This is a genomic window from Natrarchaeobius versutus, assembly GCF_041205745.1.
In the GTDB taxonomy this organism is placed as follows: domain Archaea; phylum Halobacteriota; class Halobacteria; order Halobacteriales; family Natrialbaceae; genus Natrarchaeobius; species Natrarchaeobius versutus.
In genome coordinates this window covers 1-1243 of the sequence record NZ_JBGFCC010000024.1, presented here as the reverse complement: position 1 = coordinate 1243, position 1243 = coordinate 1, and the positions used below count along the sequence as shown (strand labels likewise).

Sequence of the window (1243 nt, the reverse complement as noted above, 5' to 3'; positions counted from 1 at the left end):
TTCCGGACGGCAACGGCGGCGAGATCAGCGTCAACCCGCGCGAGGAACTGTCGACGATCGCAAACACCAACGACGATGAAGTGATTCAAGAGAGCGTCGAACGGCTCGCACGGCTGTTCAACGAGGACCTGCCGATGTTCTGTGTTGATGAAAAGTTCGAGCAGTCGTTCATCGACCGCGACGGGTGGCAGTTCCCCGCCCAGGAAGAATCCAAACACTTCCAGACGTTCTGGCCGATGTACTGGCTGGCCAAGCAGGACGAACTGAAGGCGACGAGTGCCGCCGAAGACTGACTGCTACTGTTTTCTATGAACTGGTTTATCAAACGGACCGGGCAGGCGATATTCACCCTCTGGGCAGTCGCCACCCTCTCGTTCGGGCTCATCCGACTGATGCCCGGCGGGGCGGCCGATATCATGGCCTCTCAGTTACAACAGCAAGCACAGGGCTCGAACATTCCGCGCGAGCAACTCCGCGAGATGGTCGCCTCACAGCTCAACGTCGACCCCGACGCGCCGATCCACGAGGCGTACTACCAGTACATGTCCGCGCTCGTCCAGGGTGATTTCGGCACGTCTATTCGGTACGGCGGCGAAAGCGTGAACGCGATCATCGCCGACACACTGCCATGGACCCTGTTTCTCATGTCGCTTTCGACCCTCGGTATGTTCGCCATTGCACTCTCGCTCGGCGCCATCATGGCTTACAAGGAGGGCTCGACGTTCGACCTCGCGAATACGGGCGTCGGAATCCTCCTCAGCTCCATCCCCTACTACGTCGCCGCCGTCGTCTTCATCGCGTTCCTTGGCTACCGGACACCACTATTTCCGGTTCGTGGACGCTACCCCTCTGGCGTCGATCCCGGCTTCACCATCGAGTTCATCGGTGGCGCGTTCCACCACGCGATGTTACCGGCACTCTCGTTCATCATCACCGGCTACGGCCTGCTCGCACTCACCATGCGCGGCAACAGCATTCAGGTCCTCGGTGAGGATTACGTCAGAGTCGCCAGACTTCGAGGTCTTCCGGACCGACGCATCGCGCTTCGCTACGTCGGCCGAAACGCCGTCCTTCCGCTCTATACCAGCCTCCTCATCTCGATCGGCTTCATGTTCGGCGGCTCGATCATCCTCGAGATCCTCTTCCAGTACCGCGGCATCGGCTTCGAGATGGAACAGGGGATCGTGTATCGGGATATGCCGTTGATGATGGGGACGTTCCTCGTGATCACCTTCGGCGTCGT

The 1243-nt window shown here is 59.8% G+C and carries 1 protein-coding gene and 1 pseudogene; both read left to right on the top strand.

All coding sequences use genetic code 11. From position 1 onward, the window contains the following. A pseudogene (locus AB7C87_RS24155) lies at nucleotides 1-293 on the top strand (hypothetical protein); the annotation flags it as partial. A 15-nt stretch (nucleotides 294-308) separates the two neighbouring features. Then, nucleotides 309-1243, top strand: a 935-nt coding sequence (locus AB7C87_RS24150; RefSeq protein ID WP_369732099.1) for an ABC transporter permease, incomplete at its 3' end; no start/stop codon positions are given.